Raw genomic sequence first — 18,199 nt, forward strand, 5'->3', positions numbered from 1 at the left:
GTCACGTCGAGCGCCGTCGTCGGCTCGTCCGCGATCAACAGGCGCGGTTCACAGGCCAATGCCATGGCGATCACCACCCGCTGACGCATCCCGCCGGACAATTCATGCGGGTATTGCTTCAATCGCCGCTCGGCCTCGGGGATGCGCACCTGGTTGAGCAGTTCCAGCGCACGTGCCTCGGCCTTCTTGCGGTCCATGCCCATGTGCAGGCGCAGACCCTCGGTCAATTGTCGGCCCACGGTAAAGACCGGGTTGAGCGCGGTCATCGGCTCCTGGAAGATCATTCCGATCTCGTTACCGCGAATCGTTCGCATCAGACCCTGGTCGGTCTTCGCCAGGTCGATCTCGCCACCCTCGCACCGGTCGAACAGGAGCCGCCCGCCCGCGATCTCCCCGCCACCATACTCCACCAGCCGCATCAGCGAGAGGGATGACACCGACTTGCCCGAACCGGATTCGCCAACGATGCAAACGGTTTCACCCGGGTTGATCTCGAACGACACGTCCTCGACCCCGACCACCGGGCCATCCTTGGTCTGAAACTCCACCCTGAGTTTCTCGATCGTCGCAATCGGCTGGTCGAGCATGGCAATCCCCGCTGCATGTCCTTGATACCCAGAAACGCTAACGACAGCTTCGTGAGGATGTCAAACATTTGGGCGGCGATGAAAAAATGGGCACCAAACCCGAGGCAAGCCTTGCAATTTGCGGCCACTCGGTCTGTGATACGACGCAGTTGTCGGGGAACGTGCGTTTTTGGCTTCCGAAAAGCCACTTCTGGCGTTATCCAACCGACACAAAAACGGCACCCGCGCCAGCCGCGCGGTCATGAATGTACAGGTCCAAAGCCTGTCCAACAAGGAGTGAGACATGAAAGTGAAAACAACCCTGCTCGGCGCAGCCGCCGCGTTTGCCCTGGCCCCCGCGGCCATGGCCGAACGCGGGTCGGATGGCCACGTCAACATCATTTACTGGCAGGCCCCCTCGATTCTGAACCCCTACCTTTCCGGCGGCACCAAGGATATCGAATCCTCGTCGCTGGTGATCGAACCGCTGGGGCGTTACGATCAGGACGGCAACCTGGTGCCCTATCTGGCCGCCGAGATCCCCACCGTCGAGAATGGCGGCGTGAGCGAGGATCTCAAGACCATCACGTGGAAACTCAAGGACGGGCTGCTCTGGTCCGATGGCTCGCCCGTCACTTCGTCGGACGTGGCCTTTACCGCCGAATACTGCATGCATCCCGAAGGCGGCTGCGCCCAGCGTGCCAAGTTTGACGGCGTCGAGAGCATCGAGACACCCGACGATCTGACCATCATCGTGAACTTCTCGAAAGCCAAACCCAACCCCTATGGCCCCTTCATGGGCGGGCAGTCGCCGATCATCCAGAAGGCCCAGTTCGAGAACTGCCTCGGCGCCAAGGCATCTGAATGCACGGAGGCCAACTTCAACCCGATCGGCACCGGTCCTTTCGTCGTGGACGATTTCAAACCCAATGACGTGATCGAAATGTCGGCCAACCCGAATTACCGCGACCCGGACAAACCGGCCTTCGCGACGCTGACCTTCAAGGGCGGCGGCGATGCCACCGGAGCCGGTCGCGCAGTTCTCGAAACCGGCGAATTCGATTATGCCTGGAACCTGCAACTCGCGCCCGATGTTCTTGAAAAGATGGCCGAGGGCGGCAAGGGCCAGACAGTGGCGGCCTTCGGCACGCTGGTCGAGCGGATCGAGATGAACCTGACCGATCCGAACCCGGATCTGCCGTCGGATATTCGCGCGACCCGCGAGGCGCCGCATCCGTTCCTGTCCGAACTGGAAGTGCGCAAGGCGCTCTCCATGGCGATCGACCGCGAATTGCTGACGGAAATCGGCTATGGTCAGGCGGGCCGGCCAACCTGCAACCTGGTTCCGGCACCTGAAATGTTCGCCAGCGACAACACCGATTGTCTGACCCAGGACATCGAAGGCGCCAAGGCGCTGCTCGAAGAGGCCGGATGGACCGACAGCGACGGCGACGGCATCCGCGAGAAGGATGGCGTCAAGCTCTCGATGCTGTTCCAGACCTCGACCAACGCCGTCCGCCAGGACTTCCAGGCCCTGATCAAGCAGTGGTGGGAAGAAATCGGAGTTGAGACCGAACTGCGCAACGTCAACGCCTCGGTGTTCTTCGGCGGTGATCCGGGTTCGCCCGACACCTTCCAGAAGTTCTATGCCGACACCGAGATGTATGCCAACAACTTCGACGGCACCGATCCGCAGTCCTATCTTTCGATGTATCGCTGCGGCAACGAGCCCAAACCGTCCAGCCAGTGGCAGGGCGAGAACATCAACCGCTACTGCGATCCGGAATATGATGCGCTCCTCGACGAGCTGTCCGAAACCGGCGTCCTCGAAGAGCGTGGCCGGATTGCCAGGAAGCTCAACGAGATGCTGACCAAGGAAAGCTACACCATCGTCCCGCTGGTCGATCGTGGCCGGGTTTCGGCCCATTCGAACACGCTGGGTGGTGTTGTCCTCAACACGTGGGACACCGAGCTCTGGAATGCAGCCGACTGGTACCGGATCGACTGATCCGCGTCTGAACGCAGGGGCGCCCCGCATCGGGGCGCCCCGATTTCGCGCCAAATGCATGACCAATAACAAGACCGATCAACAAGGGCGCCCCCCATGCTGACATTCACCATCCGACGGCTGGTTCTATCCGTGCCGACGCTCTTGTTTATCGCGCTTGTCATCTTCCTTCTGCTGCAACTCGCCCCCGGCGATCCGATGGCGGAAGTCCCTTTGACCGTCCCTCCCGAGGTCAAGCAGAAGATGCGCGAGGCCCTGGGCCTCGGTCAACCGATCCACGTGCAGTTCTGGAAATGGATGGTCCAGATATTCTGGGTCGAACCCCAGGTCCTGGTCGACTACCTGACCAACCGAAGCGCGCTGTTCGGCTGGCTGCCCGACACGAATTTCTACGTCCCCTGCGGCTCCAACCCCCAAGGGGCGTGCGACCTGCGCGTTATCTCCTGGCAGACCCGTTCGCCGGTGATGGACATCGTCATGCAGCGCCTGCCGCAAACGCTCTGGGTGGTGGGCATGGCCTATGTCGTGGGCATCCTCATCGCCATTCCCATCGGCATCTACTCGGCCTACCGGCAATACTCTGTCTTCGACCAGGCCGGGACCTTTATCACCATGATCGGCTTTTCGATTCCGCCCTTCTTCACCGGCCCGCTCCTGATCGTGATCTTCTCGGTGCAGTTGGGCTGGCTGCCCTTCATCTATGACACGAGCCACAGGGTCGAGGACTGGGACAGTTTCGTCTTTCAACTCAGGCAGATGCTCATGCCGGTGATGGTCCTGGCACTTCAGACCACGGCCCAGATCAGCCGCTTCATGCGCGCCGCGATGCTCGACAACCTCAATCAGGACTACGTGCGCACCGCCCGTGCCAAGGGCCTCTCCGAAGCGATCGTCGTCATGATCCACGTCCTGCGCAATTCGATGATCCCGGTCGTCACCGTGATCGCATTGGGCCTGCCGGCCATCTTCGGCGGTGCCATCATCACCGAGGTCGTGTTCTCGGTGAACGGCATCGGCCAGTTGCTGATTACCGCGCTTTTCGCCAACGACTTGCCGATGGTGCAGACACTCACCTTCATGTTCGCCGTGCTCATCGTGCTGTTCAACCTGATCGCCGATATCCTGTACGGCCTTCTCGATCCGAGGATCCGCTATGACTGATCCAACGCCCGACATGCCGCTCAATGCCCTTCAGGAGCCCACGATCACCCGGCCCGCGCGCTCGCAATGGCGCGATGTCTGGGACCAGTTCAAGCACCACAAGGGCGCGCTTCTGGGCGGCGGCTTTCTGATCTTCATCACGTTCGCGGTCATATTCGGCGATCTGATCTGGCAACTCGATCCCAAGAAACTCGACATCCGCAACAAGGACGTTCGCCCGATCTACACGGCAATCTGGGACTCGGATGCCAAGGTTGGATGGGCGAACCCGCTGGGGACCGACAATCTCGGGCGCGACCAGCTTGCCCAGGTCATCGCGGGCGGGCGTGCCTCGATGGCTGTCGGCTGGGCCGCGATGCTCCTGACGATGCTGATCGGCACCACGATCGGCGTACTGTCGGGTTTTTTCAAACGGCTTGACGGGCCATTGATGCGCTTCACGGACCTTGTGCTCTCATTGCCCATCCTTCCACTTCTGCTGGTCGCGGTGACGCTGTTCCGGCAACCGCTCCGGTCGAATTTCGGCCCTGAAATGGGCATGTTCATCCTCATCGTGGGGGTCATCAGCGTGACGTCGTGGATGCAGGCCGCACGGATCGTGCGCGGCGACATCCTTGCCCTGAAAGAGCGCGAATTCATTCTCGCGGCGCGCGCCTCGGGAACCACGTCGCGTGGCATCATCTTCCGTCACCTCCTGCCCAACGTGCTCTCGCCGCTGATGGTCTCGGCGACGCTGGGGCTGGCCACCGCGATCATTACCGAGAGTGCCCTGTCGTTCCTCGGCGTCGGGTTCCCCTCGGATTTCCCGACATGGGGCAAGATGCTGGCCGACGCGGTGCCACGGATGCAGGAATATCCCGAACGTGTGCTGCTGCCCGGCATGATGATCTCGCTCACCGTCCTGTCGGTGAATTACCTGGGCGACGGGTTGCGCGATGCGCTCGACCCGCGCATCCGCGGGCGCTGACGAAAAAAGAACCGCGATCACCGGCCCGCCCATGTGGCGGGCCGTTTCTCTTGGTCGGCCAGCACATCCTGAACCAGTGTTTCACGACAAGCCCTGAATTGGGAAATCTTCCTATCCAGGACAAGGCTCGCAGGCGCCCAAGGGCTTGATATACCCGATCGAGTTCCGCATCTGGAACGAAATTCCTCATGCGGCCGAAAGGTAACCCATGTTCGAGAGCCTTGGTTTTGACACGCTGACCGCGCCAAAGGCGGCGGTCTGGTTCGCACTCGCCCTCGGCCTCGTCTTCGGCGCACTCGGCCAGGTCACCCGCTTCTGTTTTCGCCGCATCATCGACGGCGACGACCGGCGACAGGCCGCGGGCGTGTGGCTGACCGCGCTGGCGGTGGCGGTGCTGGGCACCCAGGGGGCAGTCGCACAAGGCTGGATCGCCTTCGACGATCACCGCTTCATGGCAGCCGGCCTGCCGGTGCTGGCCATCGTTCCGGGCGGTCTGATGTTCGGCGCCGGCATGATCCTGACACGTGGCTGCATCTCTCGTCTGACGGTGCTGAGCGGCACAGGCAACCTGCGCGCCGCGCTGGTGCTGATGGTCTTTGCCGTGGTGGCCCATGCAACGCTCAAGGGCGTGCTCGCCCCGCTGCGCACCGCGATTGGCAGCGTCACGCTCGATGTCACGCCCACCCTGCCCGGTCCCGCACTGGTTTGGGCCGGGCTCGTCGCGCTAGTCGCCCTTGCATTCGCACTCCGTTCGGGCAACCGCGCCGGTACGCTGGTGCTGGCGGGCCTGCTCGGCGCGCTGGTTCCGCTTGGCTGGGCCGGCACCGGGTTCATCCTGTTCGACGAGTTCGACCCGATCCCGCTGGCTTCGCTGTCCTTCACCGCCCCCACGACCGAGGCGCTGTTCTACACCATGGCCTCGACCGCCGTGGAGCCCGGGTTCGGTGCCGGTCTGGTGGGGGGCGTACTGGTCGGTGCCGCACTGGCCGCACTGCTCCGCGGAGAGTTCCACTGGGCCAGTTTCGAAAGCGCGCGCCAGACCGGGCGTTACATGACCGGCGCGGCGCTGATGGGCATGGGCGGCGTGCTTGCCGGCGGTTGCACCGTGGGCGCCGGACTGTCGGGCGTACCGACCCTGTCGATCGCCGCGATCCTTGCGATACTCTCCATCGGCGCAGGCGGCTGGGCCATGCGTGGAGGGCTCAGTGCAGTTTCCTCTGCACCCGCCGGATCAGCCACCAGACAAGCCCCACAACCGGCAGAGTGATCGCCGCGATGATGGTCCCCTTGGGCAGCCCCATCGCCTCGGCAAGCGGATAAAGCGCATAAGCGGCCAGCGACACCGCGTAATAGCTGATCGCCACCACCGAAAGACCCTCGACCGTGCGTTGCAACCGCAGTTGCAGATCGGATCGCCGGTCCATGCTCTCAAGCAGCGCCTGGTTCTGCGCGCTGCGCTCTACATCGACCCGCGTGCGCAGCAGGTTCGCCGCCCGCGCCGCCCGCGCCACCATCACCTGGAGCCGCGCCTCGGTCGCCCTGACCGTCCGCATCGCCGGGTCGAACCGGCGCAGCATGAACTCGGCAAAGGTCTGCCGCCCGGCGAACCGCGCCTCGCGCATCACCTCGACCCGCTCATGCACCAGCCGCTCATAAGCAGCCGTCGCAGAGAACCGGAACGAGGTCTGCGCGGCAATCTGTTCCAGCGTGCCCGATACTTCCAGCAACTGCTCAAGCGTTTCCTCCGCCGGACGCGCCTTTTCGCCCATGTCGTCCACCAGGTCGGTCAGCCGTGCCCCCGTCCGCGCCAATTCCGGCGAAAGCGCGCGGGCCCGCGCAAATCCCAGGAGCGAAAGCGTCTTGTAGGTCTCGATCTCGCAGAGCCGCTGCACGATCCGGCCGACCCGTCGCCGGCCCACCCCGTCAGAGACAAACACCGCGAACCGCAGATGCCCCGCCGGGTCGATCCGGAAGTCGCCCGCGATCACCGCCGCATCGTCCAGCACGTGACTGGCCGCAAGGCTCTCGGGCACGAACCAGTCGGCCATGCATTTCGCGATCCCCGCCGCGTCCCTGTCTCCGCGCGCCTCCACCCGGATCAGCGCCGAGGTGATCCGCTGGCCCGGCGCCGCCCCGAGCCAATCCGCCGGAAACACCTCGAAATCGCTCGGATCAAAGGCCCGCGGTGAAAGTCCTCCTGAAAAGGCGGTGTAGGTCACGACCTCGGTATGACTCTCCCATTTGATCCAGTGCCGCCCCACAGGGCCGAAATAATGCGTGTCATCAGGCTTGGGATGCGGTGCGCCATGCCGGTCCAGAAGCGCGCAGAGATGCGCCATGTCCTCGCGCCGGTCGCGCCCCGCCGCGTTCCCCGGCCGCTTCAGCGCGAGGAACACCGCCGTGCACGGCGCGTCGAGCGCCGGAAAGGGCCGCGCGTGCATCTCGTTGGCAAGCTCGTATCTGAGCGGATGATCTTCCACAGGTCCCGTCCCCGCATCGCTTTTCTCGGGCCAGAATACCCGCTCGGCCGCACCACTCAATCGGCCAAAACCGCGCGGGGGTCAGCCGTAGTCCGGCACGCGTTTCTCGGCCATGGCCGCGACACTCTCGGAGAATTCCGGCCCCTGCAACTGGGCCGCGAACAGCTTCGACTCCGCCGCCATGCACTCGGCCACCGCCTCGCGCCCCTGCCGGATCAACCCTTTCGACAGCTTCATCGCCACCGGCGCCGACGCCGCCACGCCGCGCGCGATCTCCGCGACCGCTTCCATCAGCTCCGCATCGGGGAACACCCGCGCCACCAGCCCGAACCGCTCGGCCTCGCCCGCGCTCAACGTCCGCCCGGCCAACAGCATGTCATTGGCCACCGCCATGCCGACCGCGGCAGGCAACAAGAGCGACGAGCCCGCTTCCGGCACCAGCCCCAGCGTCACGAAGGGCACGCCCAGGGTCGCGCTCTCCGCCGCATAGACAAGGTCGCAATGAAGCAGCATGGTCAGCCCGATCCCGATCCCGGGTCCGTTCACCGCCGCTATCACCGGCTTGGGGCAATCACGAATCGCGTTCAGGAAGCGCCAGACCGGCGGCACCTCGGCCTCGCGATCGCCCTTGGCAAAATCCGTGAGGTCATTGCCCGCGGTGAACATGTCCCCCGCCCCGGTGATGACAATCGCCCGGTCCGCATCGTTCCCGGCATAAGCCTCCAGCGCATCGGCCATCGCGCCATACATGTCCTGGGTCAGCGCGTTCTTCTTCTCGACCCGCGCGATGGTCAGCGTGACGACCCGCCCCTCGCGGGTGATGATGATGTTCTCGCTCATGGAAACTCTCCCCTCCGGCGTTTCCCATCTGCTAGGCCATCCCCGCCGCCCGATCAACGCGCCATCCACATGCCGTTGCGCCAGGGCTCACCCAGGAACCCACCTTCATCTTGCCCCAAATACTCCCGCCGGAGGCGTCCCACGCGATCGCGACGCCCCGCCCCCTCTGGCGAACGGGGCCGGTGGGCGGGCGTTCGCCAGAGGGGGCGGCCACGAAAAAGGGCGCCCCCGGGGGCGCCCCTTTCCAATCCATGTTGCTTCGCCTCAGTCGAGCAGCGACAGCAACTTGTCGAGGCTGGCCTTGGCATCGCCATAGAACATCCGCGTGTTGTCCTTGAAGAAGAGCGGGTTTTCGATCCCCGAATAGCCGGTGCCCTGCCCGCGCTTTGACACGAACACCTGCTTGGCCTTCCACACCTCCAGCACCGGCATCCCGGCGATGGGGCTGTTGGGATCGTCCTGTGCGGCCGGGTTCACGATGTCGTTCGAACCGATCACGATCACCACGTCCGTATCGGGGAAATCCTCGTTGATCTCGTCCATCTCCAGAACGATGTCATAGGGCACCTTGGCCTCGGCCAGGAGCACGTTCATGTGCCCCGGCAGACGCCCCGCCACCGGGTGAATGGCGAACCGCACCTCCTTGCCCTTGGCACGCAACCGCTTGGTCAGTTCGCTGACCGATTGCTGCGCCTGCGCCACCGCCATGCCGTAGCCCGGTACGATGATCACGCTGTCGGCCTCGTCGAGCGCCTGTGCCACGCCATCGGCCTCGATCGCGATCTGCTCGCCCTCGACCTCCATCGCCGGACCCGACGTGCCGCCGAACCCGCCGAGGATCACGCTCACGAAATGCCGGTTCATCGCCTTGCACATGATGTAGCTCAGGATCGCCCCCGAGCTGCCCACCAGTGCGCCCACCACGATCAACAGGTCATTGCCAAGGCTGAACCCGATCGCCGCCGCGGCCCATCCCGAATAGGAGTTGAGCATCGAAACGACCACCGGCATGTCGGCCCCGCCGATCCCCATGATCAGGTGATACCCGATGAAAAACGCCAGCAAAGTGAGCGCGATCAGCGTCCACATGCCCGCACCACCCAGATAGAGCGCCGCGACCACCAGCGACAGGATCGCCGCCCCGGCATTGAGCATGTGCCCGCCCGGCAGCTTTTTCGCCGCGCTGTCGACCTTGCCGGCCAGCTTGCCATAGGCAATGACCGAGCCGGTGAAAGTCACCGCGCCTATCCAGATTCCCAGCATCAGCTCGACCTTGAGGATGTTGATCTCCACCGCCGTCTTCTTGGCGACGATCGCGGCAAAGCCGGTGAACTGCTTGGCGAAATCCATCGCTTCGAGCGAGGCTTCCTCGAGCCGCGGAAAGGCCAGCCCGGCCTCGCCGAAGGCCGCGGCAACGCGCCCCATCTCGAAATCGGCATTGAGCCCCACGAACACCGCCGCCAGGCCGACGAGGCTGTGCATGATCGCCACCAGCTCGGGCATCTGCGTCATCTGCACCCGCGTGGCCAGCTGATACCCGACCAGACCGCCCGCCCCGATCAGCACCAGCGACAGAAGCCAAAGCCCCTGACCCGGTCCGACCAGTGTGGCCAGCACGGCGATCGCCATGCCGACGATCCCGTACCAGATCGCGCGCTTGGCGCTTTCCTGCCCGCTCAATCCGCCAAGGCTGAGGATGAAGAGAACCGCCGCGACCGCATAGGCCGCTATCGTGAATCCGAAGTCCATAATCCCCTCCGCCTTATGATTTCTGGAACATGGCGAGCATGCGCCGTGTCACGAGGAAGCCGCCGAAAATGTTGATCCCGGCCATGAAGACCGCGAGCGCGGCAAGGATCGTGATCAGAGCCGAGCTTGAGCCGATCTGCATCAGCGCGCCCAGGATGATGATCGACGAGATCGCGTTCGTCACCGCCATGAGCGGCGTGTGCAGGCTGTGGCTCACGCCCCATATCACCTGGAAGCCGACGAACACCGACAGCAGGAACACGATGAAGTGCTGCATGAAACTTGCCGGGGCGACCAGCCCCACCGACAGTACCAGCGCCGCACCAATGGCCAAGAGCGTCACCTGCTGCTTGGTCTGCGCCTTGAACGCGGCCACCTCGGCGGCACGTTTCTCCTCGGGTGTGAGTTCCTTGGGTTTCTCCTGCGGGCGCGCCGCGATCGCAGCCACCTTCGGCGGCGGTGGCGGGAACGTGATCTCGCCCTCGAAGGCCACGGTCGCGCCGCGGATCACGTCGTCATCCATGTCATGATTGATCTGGCCATCCTTCTCGGGTGTCAGATCGGTCATCATGTGACGGATATTGGTGGCATAGAGCAGCGACGCCTGCGTCGCCATCCGGCTCGGGAAATCGGTATAGCCAATGATGGTCACGCCATTATCGGTCACGACCTTCTCGTCGGCGACCGTGCCCTCGACATTGCCGCCCTTCTCGGCGGCAAGGTCCACGATGACCGAACCGCGCCGCATCGCCTTCACCATGTCCTCGAGCCACAGCTTGGGCGCCTCTCGGTTGGGGATCAACGCGGTGGTGACCACGATATCCATGTCGGGCGCCAATTCGCGGAACTTGGCCAATTGCGCCTCGCGGAACTCCGGGCTCGACACGCTGGCATAACCGCCGGTGGCCGCGCCGTCCTGCTGTTCCTCCTCGAAATCGAGATAGACGAATTCGGCGCCCATCGATTCGACCTGTTCGGCCACCTCGGGGCGCACGTCAAAGGCATAGACCACCGCACCAAGGCTCACCGCAGCCCCGATCGCGGCCAACCCGGCCACGCCCGCACCCACGACCAGGACCCGCGCCGGCGGCACCTTGCCCGCGGCCGTGATCTGGCCGGTGAAGAAACGGCCATAATTGTTGCCCGCCTCGATCACCGCGCGATAACCCGCGATATTTGCCATCGAGGAAAGCGCGTCCATCTTCTGCGCCCGGCTGATGCGCGGCACCATCTCCATCGCGATGACGTTGGCGCCTTTTTCCTTCGCCATTTCCAGCCCGGCCTCGTTCCCGCCGGGATTGAAAAACGAAATCAGCGTCTTGTTCTTGGTCAGACGGCCCATTTCCTCATCCGTGGGGATACGCACCTTGGCGATGATATCGGCATCCTTCCACAGCGCGTTGGCGGTCTTCTTGATCGTGACCCCGGCCTCCTTGTAGGCCGCGTCGGTAAAGCCCGCGGCCGCTCCCGCGCCGGTCTCGATCAGGCATTCATATCCCAGCTTCTGCAATTGCAGCGCCGAGTCCGGGGTCATCGCGACGCGCGCTTCCCCCTCGATGACTTCCTTTGGCGTTCCGATTTTCACCTTGTCACTTCCCTTTTCGTTTCTGTTCGCCGCACCCCGCGGTGCGGCCCTGGCATGGCTGGCTGCCCTTATGGCATATCCCTTGTCGATCTTCGATTGCCGCAATGTCGCATTGCAACCCTGTTTTGTCGCTTGAGGTTCCATGCCGTCGGATTCCCCCTCCGTCAAACCCAACGCCGCGTCTTTTGGCAGTAGCGCGCGAAATCGGCGCGAAACTTGCGGCGCAGGCGGTTTTCCTCGGGAATGATGAAATGTCGCTCGATCCACCAAACAAAGACCGGCACCAGCGGCAGCGCGAGAACCGCGTCCCAGTAAAGGATACAGCCCAGAAGGATCAGCGCGTCGCCCAGGTAGATCGGGTTGCGCGTGCGCGAGAATATGCCCGTCTGCACCAGCGCATCGGCCTCGCGATGTGGAATGATCGTGGTGCGCTGGCGCCGCATCTCGTGAACCGCCAGCGCCATCAGCAACAGCCCCGCCCCGACCAGCAGCCCGCCCAAGAAATCCGCCGGGGCACCGCCAAAGCTCAACCCCATCGGAAAATAGCTCGCCTGCCACCAGGCCAGACCGAGGCACAGCGCCAGCCAGGCCGGCGGAATGTCGATCCATTTCAGCATCCCTTTTCGCACCTCCCGTGCCAACGCGGATCCGCGTTCCGGCTTATACACATTCAACCATCCGAATGTCGACTGCCATGACGGAACGACATCCCTTGCCCCCTGCTATCGCGTCGCTACTGTGGGCGCAAATCAGGAGGGACATGCAATGATGTTGAACGGCAAACACGCACTCGTCACCGGCGGCGGCACCGGCATCGGTCTTGCCATCGCGCGCGCACTCGCGTCCGAGGGCGCCGCGGTCACGATCACCGGGCGGCGGCTCCCTGTGCTTGAGGAGGTGGCGGGCGACGGTCTGCACCCGCTCGCGATGGACGTGGCCGACGAGGCGCAGGTGATCGAGGGGATCGAGACCGCCGTCGCCGCCCGCGGCCCCATCCAGATCTGCGTCGCCAACGCGGGCATCGCCGAGGGGCGCAAGCTGCACAAGACCGACACCGAACTGTGGCGGCGCATCATGTCGATCAATCTCGACGGTTGCTTCTTCACCATCCGCGAATCGCTGCGCTCGATGACCGGCACCGACTGGGGCCGGGTGATCGCGGTCTCTTCCATCGCGGGGCTGCGCGGCACACCCGGGGCAGGTGCCTATGCTGCCTCGAAACATGGCGTCGTCGGCATGATCCGCTCCTTTGCCGAGGATTTCCTGGGCCAGCCCTATACCTTCAACTCGATCTGCCCGGGCTATGTCGATACCCCGATCGTGACCCGCAATACCGACGCCATCGCCGACCGCGCAGGCGTGTCCAAGGACGAGGCCCGTGACATGATGGTGCAGATGAACCGCCATCAAAAGCTGATCTCGCCCGAAGAGGTCGCCGCCGCCGCGCTCTGGCTGTGCAATCCCCTGAGCGAGAGCACCAACGGCACCGAGGTGCGCATCGCCGGGGGCCAAGTCTGAACCTTTCGCATACATGAACTTGGCAGGCCGGGCAAAACCCGGCCCGCTATCCGATAACAGGCCCCCATCCCGCGCCTGTTTTTGAATGACAACGCGTCCTGCGCCCATCCTGCCTCCACAAGCGCGGTCCACGACCAGTGGCCGCTTTGAGACGGAGGCACACATGACCCGAAAATCCACGATCCTGACACTGACCGCCCTGGCCTCGGTCGCGCTCGTCGCGGCGCTGACCTTCACCGCGGGAGAGGACGGTCAGGAAACCGCGCGCCTCACCGCGCCCGCCCCGGTCACCGCCGAACCGCTCTGACAGTCTTCAGAACAGACCCGAGAAGCGTTCGGGGAGCTTGAACTGCACCGCATATTCCGGCCGATCGAACTCGAACAGATCACTCTTGCCGCGCGGGCCGAACGTGTCGCGCATATGCTGGCGATAGGGCGTCATGTCGAACCCGTCGACCAGCTCATGCGCAGCAAACGCTTGAAAGACGGCCCGGTCTTCGCCGCGCGCTTCGGGGAACCAGTGCCGTCCGATCGCCGTCTGCTTCACCCCCGCCCCGATCTCCTGCGTCACCGCGTTGCGCCGGTCCATCGCACTGACATATTCCCGGAAATCACAGAATTTCAGGTGGAACAGATACAGATCGTCGGGCGCATGCAGCTTGCCATATTGCGTGAAATGCCCGCCCCGCGAGATCTTGGTTCCCACCGACACCACACATGGCTTGGAATAATGCGGTGCCAGCCGCACATGCCGCCGCGGTCCCAGAATCCGCTCTCCCACTGGTTCGGGCTCCAGGTCGATCCGGTGAATCACCTCCAGCCCGAGGGGAGTGAACACCCGCTGCCCCGGCGCATCCCACATATACTCCAGAAGGGTCTTGCCACAGGCCGGATCGACCACGACCAACTCGTCGACATCGCCCACGACCACATGGTCGTAATAGGCCCGCAGCCCGGTCACCAGGTAGTTCAGAAACCGCCAGCGTTTCATGTCGAAATTCTTGTGCGGATCGCCCGGAATCCCGATGACGTTGCACCCCGCGGCCAGATCGGCCACCGCCTCGCCCCGGCCATGGTTCACGATATAGCAGTTCTCGCGCCCCAGAACCTCGCCGTAATGATGCAGCCAGGCGCGCAGGAAAAACAGATCGTCGCGCACCATGGTCAGCGCGGCCAGTTTCGATTGCATATGCCCCCGTCCCCTTGCGGCCCTCATGCGGGGCCTTCTTCATGCCGTGCTTTTTCCTAACCGGTTTGATGCAGCAAAAGAAATGAAATAATCTCGGACGAGAGGCGCGCCACCGCACGCCGCTACAACCGAGACCGGACCGCATGACCTATCCCATCCCCGGAGGCTTTCGCCAGAGCGGGCGGCTCGTCCGGCGTGTGAACGCCCTTCCTATTGGCCGGTTTCAGGTGCTCGGAGAGCGCGCCAGCGCCACCAACCTCGTGCGCAAGCTGATCGAGAAGAACCTAAGGATTCGGCGCAGCGAGGCGCTGGGCTGGAAACATGCTGTCCCCCACATGGTCGCAATCCCGGCCGATTTTCTCACCATCGTGGTGGTGCGCCACGCCGAAAGCTGGGCGCTCTCAATGTTCAAACGCCCATGGCACGCCGACCCCGCGATCCAGGCGCTGGATCTCTCCGCGTTCCTGCGCGCCGAATGGCGCGGCGTGGTCGACCGGCTGGGTGATTTCGCGGAAATCCCGCCCGAGATCGCCAAGGACGTACGCAATCGCGAGTTGCAGTTCGATCGCCACCCGCTCACCGGCGCGCCATTTCCCAATCTTTTCGCCCTGCGCCGGGTCAAGCTGGCGGCGATGCTGGGCATGCTCAACCGCGACTGCAACGTGATGCTCCTGCGCGCCGAAGAGGTGCAGGCCGACCCAGAAGGCTTTGTCACATGGGCCAGCGACGCCCTGGCCCTCGCCCGCAAAAGCGACACGTTCCAGGGTGCTACCCGCCGCATGGGCACCCGGTTCCGCCGGGCGGTGCCCTTTGAAAAGGCCCCGACGCGCCTCGATGCCGCCGACCGCGCCTTCATGACCGGCGCGTTGGACCTCGCTCTCGAATCGGCGCTGGGATACGATTACTCGCCTGACTGAACTTTAGTGATCTCGCGCACGCCCTTCAAACCCAGCAGGACAAAGGGTGCGCCGTGCATCAAGAAGTCGAAAATGTCGATCGCCTGCGTCAACTCCCCGGCCGCCAGCATCTTGAGCTTTTCCCAGACATGCGGCTCGGGCACGAAGGGCGCGAGACCCAGGAAGATGGTCACGAAGGCCAGAACCGGCCATGAAAGACTGTCCAGAAACCGCATCATGCCCCCGTATTGCCTCGTCTCGGTAACGAAAAAAGCGCCCGCGAGGGGCGCCTTTTCAAAGCAGCGGTGGCGCGGTTGACGGGGCTCGAACCCGCGACCCCCGGCGTGACAGGCCGGTACTCTAACCAACTGAGCTACAACCGCCCACTGCTTACGCCCGGGCTGTGCGCCTGAGCGTGGCGACGTGTTTAGGGCCAGCCGCGCAGGGCGTCAAGCGCCTCTTGACCCGATAATGGCGAAAAATGCACGGGCCCATGCGTGGCACGATGGTCACATCCGGGCTTCGGGCATATTTTTGCCGCAATTCGGCCCGGTACATGCCGCTTTTCCCGCAAAACCTCGAAGCAAAGAACCGCGCGGCCGGCGCAATGCCGGACCGCGCCCACGAGCAGCACGCGCAGAAAGGGCAAGCAATGGCCTCGTCGAAACCGCCGAAACCGGCCAATGGGCCGGTGCCGGGACCTTCCTCCCGCCCCGAAACCAGGCATCCCCGTCCCGAGGCACGCCCCAAACCCGTGATCACCGATTACGCCTCGCTTTGAGGTGACAGCGCCAGGCCGGCGATCTATCCTGTGCGCATGAGCACCCCGATTTCGTCGATCCGCAATCTCGGCCCCGCCACGGAAGCGGTCTTTGCCCGCGCCGGAATCACCTCGGCCGAACAGTTGCGCGAAATCGGCGCCGATGCCGCCTATGCCCGCCTGCTCGAAACCGGACAGCGCCCGCATTTCATCGCCTATTACGTGCTCGTCATGGGCCTGCAGGGCCGCCCGTGGAACGATTGCAAGGGCAGCGAGAAAGCCGCACTGCGCAAGCGTTTCGACGCGCTCCGGGCCAGCGGACATGACAAGGGCCGCTCCGATCTCGAAGCGGCCCTCAACACGATTGGCGTGATCGAACGAAAGGCTTAGCCGACCAGTTCAAGACCCGAGAAGAAGAACGCGATCTCTTCCTTCGCCGTGTCCGGCCCGTCCGAGCCGTGAACCGAGTTTTCTCCGATCGACAGCGCGAATTCCTTGCGGATGGTGCCCGCGTCGGCTTCCGCAGGGTTGGTCGCGCCCATGATCTCGCGATTGCGGGCAATGGCATTCTCGCCTTCCAGCACCTGCACCACGATCGGCTCGGAAATCATGAACTCGCACAGCTCGTCAAAGAACGGGCGGTCCTTGTGAACGCCGTAGAAGGTCTGCGCCTGCGCCAGCGTCAGCCGGATGCGTTTCGACGCAACGACGCGCAGCCCACCCTCTTCCAGCATCGCGGTGATCTTGCCGGTCAGGTTGCGCTTGGTGGCGTCGGGTTTGATGATGCTGAACGTGCGTTCCAGTGCCATGTGTCAGGGCTCCTCAGAAGGGGGGTTAATGAATTGGCGTCGCCCTAGCATGGGTCATGGGGATTGAAAAGCCGCCACGACGGGCCCCGGTCAAATCTCCGGTCGTGCCCGCTCCAGCCGCCCCACCGCATAGGCCCCGACGAGCCCGATCACGCCCGAAACCGACAGCGCCCCCAGAAGCACGTAAACCCCGTACGCATTGGCCACCAACGCGCCGACCAATGTCGAGATCGCGGCCCCACCGGCCAGCGTCAGCGCCCCCGAAAGCCCCGAGGCCGAGCCCGCCAGGTGCGGCGCCACCGACATCACCCCGGCATTCGCCCCGGGCAGGGTCAGCCCGTTGCCGATGCCGACACAGACCGACCCGGCAAAGAACACCGCCGGATGCAGCGCACCACCCGCAACTGCCGCCATCGCCAGCAACGGCCCGATCACCACCACCCAGCGCCCCAGGATCATCAACCGCACGATTCCCCAGCGCCGCGTCGTGCGCGCCGCCACGATATTGCCCAGCATGAACCCCGCCGAGGTCGAGCCCATCCCGATGCCAAGCTCGGTCGGGCTCAACCCGTACTGCGCCTCGGCGACCTGCGGCGCACCGCCCATGAAGGCGTAAAAACCGCCGACCGAGAACACCAGCACCACGCAATAGGCCCAGAAAAGTGCTGCGCGAAACAACTCGGGATAGGCGCGGAACTGGTCGGCGAAACTGGCCGAAGGGTTCTGGTTGGTCTCGCCCATGTCGGCCCAGACCAGCCAGGTGAGCACGGCGCCCAGCGCCATGAACAGCCAGAAACTCATGCGCCAGCCGAACAATTCGTCCAGCACCCCGCCGATCACCGGCCCCATCAGCGGCGCAAGCGCCATCGCCGTGCCCACCACGCCCAAAAGCCGCGCCGCCTCTTCGGGCGGGCACATGTCTCGGATCACCGCGCGGCTCAGCACCATGCCCACGCCGACCCCGCATTGCAGCATCCGGAACCCGAGGAAAACCCAGACATTTTCCGCCAGCGCGCACCCTATCGAGGCCAGCGCGAACACCGCGACCCCCCCCAGCATCACCGGCCGCCGCCCGATCCGGTCACTCAGCGGGCCAAGGATCATCTGCAACAGCGCCGACATCGCCAGATATCCGCCCAGCGCCAGTGAAACGAGCGCGTAATCGGCCTCGAACTCGGCCGCGATCTTGGGCATCGACGGCAGGAACATGTTGAGCGCCAGAACACTGAGCCCGGTCAACAGGATCAGGGTCAGCAATCGGGGCGGGGTACGCGCGGGCACATCGGGCGCGGCAGGGGCAGCCATGGGACAATCCGTTCACAAAGCAACGGACCAGCGGTAGCGCGCCGCCCCCCGGGTTGCAAGGTCATGCCCCCCGAATGCCGCCGCGTCAGGAAAGGGCAGTGGCAGCTGACCGGAATTGTCAGATCGCGGTTGAAAGCCCTTGGCGGAACTTTCGACAAGCGGGCAACGCCCGACCGCGCGCGGGCGCTGACACCGGTTGTGCTGGGCATTTTATCGGGCCGTATCTTCCAACGACTACCGGCAGTTCGACGTTGAAAAGCGCCCATCCGGGGGGGGGCGGTCGGGCGCTGCCCGGACGGCTTCGCCGCTGTTCCGGGCAACGGCAACACCGCCCGGCAAAGCAACCGCACCACCCTTTGCCTGCCC

General features: G+C 64.2%; 18 protein-coding genes and 1 tRNA gene. 8 read left to right on the top strand and 11 right to left on the bottom strand.

The annotated features are described in order from the left end of the window. Window positions 1-587: ATP-binding cassette domain-containing protein (locus tag ACESL9_RS12860; protein ID WP_372674948.1), on the bottom strand; the 587-nt coding region annotated here is incomplete at its 3' end. Window positions 588-870: 283 nt separating this feature from the next. Between ACESL9_RS12860 and ACESL9_RS12865 the strand changes: the two genes are divergently transcribed. The 4 genes from ACESL9_RS12865 to ACESL9_RS12880 all read left to right on the top strand — a co-directional run bounded on the left by ACESL9_RS12865 (window position 871) and on the right by ACESL9_RS12880 (window position 5,969). Continuing rightward, entirely contained in the window at window positions 871-2,574 is a 1,704-nt protein-coding gene (locus tag ACESL9_RS12865; RefSeq protein ID WP_372609890.1) for a peptide ABC transporter substrate-binding protein, read from the top strand. Between the two features lie 96 nt (window positions 2,575-2,670). Continuing rightward, window positions 2,671-3,735, top strand: coding sequence for an ABC transporter permease (locus tag ACESL9_RS12870; protein WP_372609888.1), 1,065 nt, complete (start codon window positions 2,671-2,673; stop codon window positions 3,733-3,735). Continuing rightward, window positions 3,728-4,702, top strand: a complete 975-nt coding sequence (locus ACESL9_RS12875; protein ID WP_372609887.1) for an ABC transporter permease — start codon at window positions 3,728-3,730, stop codon at window positions 4,700-4,702. Before ACESL9_RS12870 ends, ACESL9_RS12875 begins: the two co-directional genes overlap by 8 nt. Window positions 4,703-4,910: 208 nt before the next feature. Next, on the top strand, window positions 4,911-5,969 hold the full coding sequence (locus ACESL9_RS12880) for a YeeE/YedE family protein (protein WP_372609885.1): 1,059 nt from the start codon (window positions 4,911-4,913) through the stop codon (window positions 5,967-5,969). On the opposite strand, the gene ACESL9_RS12885 is transcribed toward ACESL9_RS12880, so the two are convergent. The 5 genes from ACESL9_RS12885 to ACESL9_RS12905 all read right to left on the bottom strand — a co-directional run bounded on the left by ACESL9_RS12885 (window position 5,905) and on the right by ACESL9_RS12905 (window position 11,973). Continuing rightward, window positions 5,905-7,143 carry a DUF3422 family protein gene (locus tag ACESL9_RS12885; RefSeq protein WP_372610075.1) on the bottom strand — a complete coding sequence of 413 codons (1,239 nt, stop codon included), beginning with the start codon at window positions 7,141-7,143 and terminating at the stop codon, window positions 5,905-5,907. The two genes, ACESL9_RS12880 and ACESL9_RS12885, sit on opposite strands and share 65 nt — an antisense overlap. Before the next feature lie 120 nt (window positions 7,144-7,263). Then, window positions 7,264-8,022 (bottom strand): enoyl-CoA hydratase, encoded by a 759-nt coding sequence (locus ACESL9_RS12890; RefSeq protein WP_372609883.1) that lies wholly within the window; start codon window positions 8,020-8,022, stop codon window positions 7,264-7,266. Between the two features lie 264 nt (window positions 8,023-8,286). Further along, entirely contained in the window at window positions 8,287-9,771 is a 1,485-nt protein-coding gene (locus tag ACESL9_RS12895; RefSeq protein WP_372674949.1) for an NAD(P)(+) transhydrogenase (Re/Si-specific) subunit beta, read from the bottom strand. Window positions 9,772-9,784: 13 nt separating this feature from the next. Beyond that, window positions 9,785-11,356, bottom strand: a complete 1,572-nt coding sequence (locus ACESL9_RS12900) for a Re/Si-specific NAD(P)(+) transhydrogenase subunit alpha (protein WP_372674950.1) — start codon at window positions 11,354-11,356, stop codon at window positions 9,785-9,787. Window positions 11,357-11,520: 164 nt separating this feature from the next. Further along, window positions 11,521-11,973, bottom strand: a complete 453-nt coding sequence (locus tag ACESL9_RS12905) for a methyltransferase family protein (protein ID WP_372609877.1) — start codon at window positions 11,971-11,973, stop codon at window positions 11,521-11,523. Window positions 11,974-12,121: 148 nt separating this feature from the next. Here ACESL9_RS12905 and ACESL9_RS12910 point away from each other — a divergent pair, with 148 nt between their 5' ends. Together ACESL9_RS12910 and ACESL9_RS12915 are read left to right on the top strand one after the other, a co-directional pair. After that, window positions 12,122-12,874 (top strand): SDR family NAD(P)-dependent oxidoreductase, encoded by a 753-nt coding sequence (locus tag ACESL9_RS12910; RefSeq protein ID WP_372609875.1) that lies wholly within the window; start codon window positions 12,122-12,124, stop codon window positions 12,872-12,874. Window positions 12,875-13,037: 163 nt separating this feature from the next. Next, on the top strand, window positions 13,038-13,181 hold the full coding sequence (locus ACESL9_RS12915; RefSeq protein ID WP_372609873.1) for a hypothetical protein: 144 nt from the start codon (window positions 13,038-13,040) through the stop codon (window positions 13,179-13,181). Between the two features lie 6 nt (window positions 13,182-13,187). Here the strand turns inward: ACESL9_RS12915 and ACESL9_RS12920 are convergent, their stop codons facing one another. Beyond that, window positions 13,188-14,063, bottom strand: a complete 876-nt coding sequence (locus ACESL9_RS12920; RefSeq protein ID WP_372609871.1) for a glycosyltransferase family 2 protein — start codon at window positions 14,061-14,063, stop codon at window positions 13,188-13,190. 143 nt (window positions 14,064-14,206) lie between these two features. Here ACESL9_RS12920 and ACESL9_RS12925 point away from each other — a divergent pair, with 143 nt between their 5' ends. Next, window positions 14,207-14,980 (top strand): hypothetical protein, encoded by a 774-nt coding sequence (locus ACESL9_RS12925; RefSeq protein WP_372609869.1) that lies wholly within the window; start codon window positions 14,207-14,209, stop codon window positions 14,978-14,980. On the opposite strand, the gene ACESL9_RS12930 is transcribed toward ACESL9_RS12925, so the two are convergent. Next, a complete protein-coding gene (locus ACESL9_RS12930; protein ID WP_372609867.1) occupies window positions 14,965-15,198 on the bottom strand; it encodes an RND transporter in 234 nt (77 codons plus the stop codon). The genes ACESL9_RS12925 and ACESL9_RS12930 overlap by 16 nt on opposite strands. Before the next feature lie 67 nt (window positions 15,199-15,265). Next, window positions 15,266-15,342: transfer RNA gene (locus tag ACESL9_RS12935), tRNA-Asp, on the bottom strand. Between the two features lie 434 nt (window positions 15,343-15,776). Between ACESL9_RS12935 and ACESL9_RS12940 the strand changes: the two genes are divergently transcribed. Then, the gene (locus ACESL9_RS12940; protein WP_372609865.1) at window positions 15,777-16,109 is read left to right on the top strand and encodes a TfoX/Sxy family protein; all 333 of its coding nucleotides are present in this window, start codon (window positions 15,777-15,779) and stop codon (window positions 16,107-16,109) included. Here the strand turns inward: ACESL9_RS12940 and ndk are convergent. Both ndk and ACESL9_RS12950 read right to left on the bottom strand, forming a co-directional pair. Continuing rightward, window positions 16,106-16,528 carry a nucleoside-diphosphate kinase gene (gene ndk, locus ACESL9_RS12945; RefSeq protein ID WP_372609863.1) on the bottom strand — a complete coding sequence of 141 codons (423 nt, stop codon included), beginning with the start codon at window positions 16,526-16,528 and terminating at the stop codon, window positions 16,106-16,108. The genes ACESL9_RS12940 and ndk overlap by 4 nt on opposite strands. 90 nt (window positions 16,529-16,618) lie before the next feature. Next, window positions 16,619-17,833, bottom strand: coding sequence for a multidrug effflux MFS transporter (locus ACESL9_RS12950; protein ID WP_372609861.1), 1,215 nt, complete (start codon window positions 17,831-17,833; stop codon window positions 16,619-16,621). Window positions 17,834-18,199 lie beyond the last annotated feature (366 nt).

The organism is Aquicoccus sp. (assembly GCF_041686535.1).
Classification (GTDB): Bacteria; Pseudomonadota; Alphaproteobacteria; order Rhodobacterales; family Rhodobacteraceae; genus Aquicoccus.